Source organism: Selenomonas sp. oral taxon 892 str. F0426, from assembly GCF_000468035.1.
Taxonomy (GTDB): Bacteria; Bacillota; Negativicutes; order Selenomonadales; family Selenomonadaceae; genus Centipeda.
Genome location: NZ_KI260534.1, coordinates 1 through 6724 on the forward strand (window position 1 = coordinate 1; position 6724 = coordinate 6724).

The 6724-nt window shown below is 42.0% G+C and carries 7 protein-coding genes; 3 read left to right on the forward strand and 4 right to left on the reverse strand.

The genetic code is table 11. The annotated features are described in order from the left end of the window. Positions 1-71 precede the first annotated feature (71 nt). The 4 genes from HMPREF1992_RS03750 to HMPREF1992_RS03765 all read right to left on the reverse strand — a co-directional run bounded on the left by HMPREF1992_RS03750 (position 72) and on the right by HMPREF1992_RS03765 (position 2925). A complete protein-coding gene (locus HMPREF1992_RS03750) occupies positions 72-1535 on the reverse strand; it encodes a hypothetical protein (protein ID WP_037358474.1) in 1464 nt (487 codons plus the stop codon). A 41-nt stretch (positions 1536-1576) separates the two neighbouring features. Then, positions 1577-1957, reverse strand: a complete 381-nt coding sequence (locus HMPREF1992_RS11995; RefSeq protein WP_021684511.1) for a holin family protein — start codon at positions 1955-1957, stop codon at positions 1577-1579. Positions 1958-1971: 14 nt separating this feature from the next. Further along, positions 1972-2520, reverse strand: a complete 549-nt coding sequence (locus tag HMPREF1992_RS03760; RefSeq protein ID WP_021684512.1) for an N-acetylmuramoyl-L-alanine amidase — start codon at positions 2518-2520, stop codon at positions 1972-1974. A gap of 84 nt (positions 2521-2604) precedes the next feature. Continuing rightward, on the reverse strand, positions 2605-2925 hold the full coding sequence (locus tag HMPREF1992_RS03765) for an HTH domain-containing protein (protein ID WP_021684513.1): 321 nt from the start codon (positions 2923-2925) through the stop codon (positions 2605-2607). Between the two features lie 353 nt (positions 2926-3278). Here HMPREF1992_RS03765 and HMPREF1992_RS10940 point away from each other — a divergent pair, with 353 nt between their 5' ends. From HMPREF1992_RS10940 to HMPREF1992_RS03780, 3 genes are all read left to right on the forward strand, one after another. Then, positions 3279-4043, forward strand: coding sequence for a hypothetical protein (locus HMPREF1992_RS10940; RefSeq protein ID WP_051290484.1), 765 nt, complete (start codon positions 3279-3281; stop codon positions 4041-4043). A 4-nt stretch (positions 4044-4047) separates the two neighbouring features. Beyond that, positions 4048-4917 (forward strand): hypothetical protein, encoded by an 870-nt coding sequence (locus HMPREF1992_RS03775; protein WP_021684515.1) that lies wholly within the window; start codon positions 4048-4050, stop codon positions 4915-4917. A gap of 252 nt (positions 4918-5169) precedes the next feature. Next, on the forward strand, positions 5170-6636 hold the full coding sequence (locus HMPREF1992_RS03780) for a hypothetical protein (RefSeq protein WP_021684516.1): 1467 nt from the start codon (positions 5170-5172) through the stop codon (positions 6634-6636). Positions 6637-6724 lie beyond the last annotated feature (88 nt).

The window sequence follows — 6724 nt, forward strand, 5'->3', positions numbered from 1 at the left end:
TTTAAATAAAAATAGGATCGTCACACAAATAATGCAACGATCCTATGGTGAGAATGCTTAACCGTTAGGTGTTAACTCTGCACATTCAAGAATTTCTCAAACTCGCAAACAGTACCCGCATTCGGCGCCATTTTAGCTTGTTTGGTGTTCGGATCATATGTAAGGAAAGTGAAAAGAACCCTATTAACATCATATCGATGTTCGAAATATGCTCCGTGGAACAGATTATCTTGTCCATATGACCAAGGAAGAAGCGCACTGATTGTGGTAATACCGTCCGGCGTTGTAATGACCAACCCGGAATGACCAATATTGTTAGGATCTTCACGTCCATGTTGATCCTTTCCAATGACATGAAGCTGTGTAACGAAGCAAGGATAAAGCCCGTCTACATTCTTTGAGAGACCATCCCTGAAGTCCGAAATGACTTTGAACCCCCCCATTACCCAATGGTAGCCGTAAATATAACCGGACTGTACCCCAGTCATGCCCTTTTCTCCTGTCTTAATATATAGCGGGCAGGGGAGTTTTGATGCCGGCGTCAAACAGAACACATACGGTCGATTGAGGATGTCTCCGCTTTCATACTGAAGATAGATATAGAAATCCCCCTTCAAATCCGTATTTTCCCACGGCAGGCCGAATGTCGGGAGTGCGAGTTGTGCCCCTTTTAGAATCCATCTGTTAACAGCATTTCCATTTTCATCAGACTTATGGTAAATACCAAACTTAATGGTTCCCGTAAGATGCTTATCCACAAATGCCAAATTCAGGATCATTGTCTCCGGCTTTGTGATCTGCAGATGCACATAATCCGTATCGAGCGAATTGTCAAAAGTGTCCTGCAAATACACCTCTTCGTGTCGAAGGATTGCTTGACTTGGAGCATCATTTGGTTCATTCGAATCATATGACTCGGATGTTTGTAGTCTCAAAACCATTGCTCCAGTACCAGCATATACGGTATAGAGTACATAGTAAGGACTACCTTTGGGCAAACAGGAAAGAACATCATATTCTTCAATTACATTGATACTGTCAGCTACGATCGTAGGCACGCTATTCTCATCTACAGTAAAGATCACGCTCCCCACAGACATAGCAGCAGAAAAGTAAATAGCCGATGTCAGTTTAGCGATTCCGGCCGTCTCAACTTTCACAAGGAGGTGTTTGCCCGGCGCTAAACCATTAATTGTATAGAGAGTGTTAACATTTGCAGGAATAGCAGAGCTAACATCAATGGGGGTTCCAGACGCAGTATTCGCCGAAACCACGGACATGCGCCGCATGATATTGCCTTTAGCTTTTGCAGCACAAATACGCAATTCATCTGCACTCAGGCCTTCATTAAAGAGCATATCTTCTGAAAGCGCAACTTTTGCGTTCTGCAGGTCAGCATTGACAATATTTTGTGCAGGCGTGAGATTACTTTCAATGAGCTCCGAAATATCTGCTATAGGAGATAAATTGATATCAACATTTCCCGTAGAGGCTACATTTTCTGCGCTCAGTTCAGTATTTACATCCTTAAACATTTTTATCACCTTTCTTGCATTTATCATGTATCATTAACATTTTACCGTTGCCGTTTAGGGAGTTGAGCTATAACTCGCCGCAGCTTTTTGGGTACAGGCACACCCATAGACACAGCATTTTCTAAAATAGAAAGCCCTTCGCTTGAAATATAGAAGAGAACCATGCTTGTTCGTATGAACGATCCTGTTCCAAAAAATTTTTTTTCGAGAGTATTTGCGATTCCTACCAAGCAAAGAATAGTGAGCTTACGGAATACGGCTTTGACTCCCCTATTGCTGAAACGCCATTTCCCGACGATACAACATAAAAGCCCCGTACTGTATTCCACTATCATGAATATAATCAAAGGGCAAAGAATAGCATCCATCCCTCCGAGAAATTCACTTAGAACTGCAGCTATCCATACTGCGTACAATCGCATATCCGAGAAGTCCCCTATGTCAATCCCTCCCGATAATTTATCAAGCCAGTGGCAATTGCTTTCGCGAAGCTATCTGCATGATGCACGAGCAGGTCGGCATCATCATTCTGGTCGATAAACGCTAACTCGATAAGGATCGCGGGCATCATCGTACTATTTAGCACAATGAGTTCAGGGCGTTCCTTAATTCCCCGATCTATCGTTCCAATACTAGAAACGATACTTTTTTGCATAAAAGCGGCCAGCTGATGAGCGGAACTGCCTAACTGGTAAATCAACGTTTCCGTTCCTCGAGCTACGCCGTTGAAGGCATTACAGTGGAGACTGATAAACAAATCGGCTTTCCACTGATTGGCTGTATCAACGACACAAGGAAGAGCAGGACATTCCCCACCCAGATTATTACTTTGGATGAGCTTTATTTCATAACCTGCATCCTCGAGATAAGCTTCAGTTCGTGTCCCAATATCCAGTACGACATCGCATTCTCGTAAGCCCAATGTAGCGTTAATAGCTCCACTATCCCAATGGATATCATGTCCTGGATTTAAACAGATACGCATAGCATCACGCTCCTCTTTTAAGAATATGTTCTTTTGCTACGGAAACCACAGAAAACGCATCAGCATTTCTTCACCTCCGTTCAGTTATATGGCAAGGCGGCGGAGTATTCCGTCTAGCGTTTGGCGATCTTTACCAGATTCCCTGTCTCTTAGACGTTCCAACAATTCGACTTCACCCGGATTGAGATACCGTCGGTCGGAGCGAAATCCATCTTTGATGAAGACGCCACCTTGATGACGTCCTGAGCGGACGTCTATTTCCGGATGATCTAGCGATAATGCGGTGATGTCCTTTTGAATGGTCTGACGAGAAACGCCAAACTCATGAGCAAGGTTCCTCATCGTATCGTACTTTCGCTGATGTAGAACATCCAAGATTGCTGCGCGGCGATCAATCTGTATCATCGCTGATCACCCCCTGCCTTGCTGATTCATATGGTAATGGTTAACTGTAAGCTCCAAGTTGACAGTTAAAACGTTTTTTTTGAAAGATTTTGCTTTCCGCTATGTTGCAAGCAATACGAAAAACCATATGTTCTTCTAGCAAGAGCTGATTCGATCAACATATATTTTTGAGGGGAGCCTCACTGGTTGTATACGATTTATGCCTCGTCATATTTATTTAAGAACAGTGCATCGTAATCACAAAAACAAAATTACTGTTCCAATTTTATCAAAAGAACATATGCAAAACCCGGATGGATCGGATGTTTTCGGACAAGTTCGGACAGTAATTTATATTTAAAAAGGAGGATAATATGGAATTTTCTGAGTATTTTTCTACTCTTTCACCTTATCTCTCAATGGGAAAGCACCGCAGTTTTTACTTCATTGAACTTATTGGAAATTTCATTAAAGATGGTGCGATGGATTCCTGTGAGATATTAAAATATAAGCCGGACACACATGCGCGATATATTAGTGGCAGAAGAAGACTTCCCTGGAAACACGCACAATATCTTTATGATCATCGCGATCTGAAAAAATTTTCCGACTGGATGTGGAACCGACTAGATGAATCCGATTCATATGATAACGTAGTCACTTGGCTAGAGCAGCTGGGGATTACGAGCAATGATCCTACTGAAACATGCGCCAAATTGCTTGAAAATATTCTGTTGGATATTATCAAACCGGCCGATATACCAACTTCAGAAGTAGAAAAAAATATATTCCCCCTTAAAAAAATTTATTACAGAAGCACATTCACATTTGACAATAACAGAATAATTATGAATATAAATAGCGTAGATTCCTCCAAACGGCTCTCCGCTCAGGGGATATACAAACTAACGGCGAATTATGAATTTCAAACATTTTTTCGCCATAGATCCCGTGTTATACAAGTGTCTACAACAATAGATGGATTATTTATAAAAGGGGATACTTCCATAAATAATTGGCAATCCCAAAGTTTCATGAATAATCTTGTGAGTGCTAAAACCTATAATTGTACAGCGATTTTTATTGTTATTTCATTGATGGATGTTTGTACAGTTCAGTTCTTAATGATAGGAGAATAATTACATGGACGAGAAAAAAGCATCTTTTGATTTAGGAGAGTTTGCTGCAAATATAATGCTACAAGGGATATTGCACCCGGATATGCAACTAAAAAATATTGGGCGTAGTGATCCTGAAAGAAAGCCCGTATTCATAGATTATGCAGATGTTGAACTTTACAATATTCCCGAGGATCTAAATGATGATTTATTTCATCGATTTACGGAGGCGCTCTCTCCCTTATTGGGAGATTTCATGAACTCATTTATCAAAAGCAGCTATTTTCGAATGGGCTTTATAGCGCGTGGCGGGATACTTGCAGAGGCTGTTTTCACAAATACCGTTAACAAGGGATATTCTTGTTCACAGTTTGTAGATACTCCCTATATACCCCATTTTGATTCAACTAACTTATGGAAGAATGATTTTCTTCATACAGCGATACAAAATTGGAAAGAAGCACCCATCTCGAATATAACGATCGAAAATTTTCATTATATAGATCAATATCTTATATCTAGCGAGCGAAAAACACTCTCACCTATCAATCAATATTATTTAGACTTCCTATACTTCTCAAGATTATATATCGGAATGGGTTTTATAAGTGACTTGGAAGAATATGTACCATTATTGATGATATTGATATTGAATTGGGCTCGTGCAAGCTTAGCCCGTAATTTGCCATATACTTCTTACGGACTTTTTCAAAAATGTCTTACTCTGAAGTGTAATTTTCCTGAAGTTACTGAAAGATGTCAACAAGGAATTAGAGTTCTTGTTAAGGAAGAGCATATCAATCCTAATCTCATAAGCACTATTCATGGATATCTAAATCGTGAGCTTTTTGAGTTGTTGTGGATTTTGAGTGATCTAGAGAACTCAAAAAAGTAATTAACGAGACACAATTACCGAAATCAATCTAAACCAATAAAGCAGATTTTATGAAATATACTTATTAGTTTTGCTAACTGACTACACAGAGAATTCATTAGCCCCTACTTCACAAAATAGGCAATTTGTGTAATTAATCACACGAATATACCTTAATTTCTTCAGCAGATGTTTCGATATATAATATGATAGTTTTATCGTTTCATAAGTAAAAGTATCTAGAGGAAATAGTCAGCAAAGGAGTGTGACACAATGTCGATCAAGGTTGGACATACGAGCGTTACCGCTGTCCCAGCTGTAGATGCCAAGCAACATACATCTCCCGGTCATCAAAAGATGTCGACAGCGCAGCAACCAACACAGACGCAGGAATCTCCTGCCTATACAGTGGACTTGAGTGTACGCGAACGCCTCGAAAACATGGATCCGGCAGACAGGATTCGTTGGATTCTGAGCAACTTCAAACGATTTGACGGAACGGTCACCACCGGTATGGACAAAGAATTTGAAGAAAAATACCGTGCGCGCCAAAAAGAAGTGACGGAGAAGGCTCAGAAAGACTTCAACGATATGTTCGAGCAGATCGACCCCGCCGATCTCGAAGCCGACCTCAAGGGCGACTTTCTCCTCGGACTAAATCTCTATGACGAACATGACACACAAAAACATCTTGATTTCTTTACACCTCTGCACGCGGAGTCAAATGAGCGCTTTGAAAAATACCGTAACCTCGCAAATAAAATTCGCACGGGCGGTGCGGAGGAGTTTCGACGGTATAACCGCATGTTTGCCGCGATGGGTGCGATCGCCAATATAGAAGCCGCAGATAAAGAAGCCGGTAAACGCATTGCCCGCGGACAATACACGAGTGAAGAATACGCACGGGCAAAATCCTATGCAAGTGAATTACAAAGCCGTGCGGGGGTATTCGTTGCGCCGGATTTTGACTCTCCGGGAACAAAGTATGCGGCATCAATGCGCTATGCGTACAACGGCTCACTCGCCAATATCGGCGTCAAACAGCTTGACTTCATGGCGCGCCACCGCGAAGCAGAGGATATTTGGGTAAAAGTAGCGCAGGGGGCATATAACAGTCACGGAGAAATTCTATCCGCACTGAAAGATGCAGGACTCAATGACACGGCAAATGCTTATCGTGAATCTTTATCCCGGCTCACAAGAGGGAAATTTTTTACAATCGATAATGCGTTAAAATCCGGCGTTTACCACGAAACCGGTGATCTCTGGCGTGCCGCCCTAAACGAAAAAGGTCAAGAGAATACTTACGCGCAACTGCAGCGCAGTATCCGCGGCAACGATACATCGACAATCCGTTATACGGCATCGGAAATTGACGAGGCACTCTCTGAAGGCGCCGATGAAGTTAAATTCCTCAGAAATATGATTGCCGACCGTGATCCGGCATTCCAGTACCAGCTGCCGGACGGGCGCTGGACGCGCGCGAGGACCAAACAGGAACTCGCAGGGAAAAATGTGCAGGGAGACGAGGAAACCGAGTCTCGGAAGAAAAACAATCCTCTCGATGCAGAACTCCGCAAGCTGCGTAATCAGCTTGAAACGGTCAAAAAATCCTATATGCCGCCCGACCAAAAAGAGGAGCTGATCACCTCCATTAAGAAGCGCATCAATACCATACTCATACAAATGGTTGCGGCACAAAAGGGTACGAACAAGAAAAATTCATACGAGCAAATTTAGTTGTATTCATCCTCCCTCAGATTAAGCTGATTTTCGCTTTATCTAGGGGGGATTTTTAAATAAAAATAGGATCGTCACACAAATAATG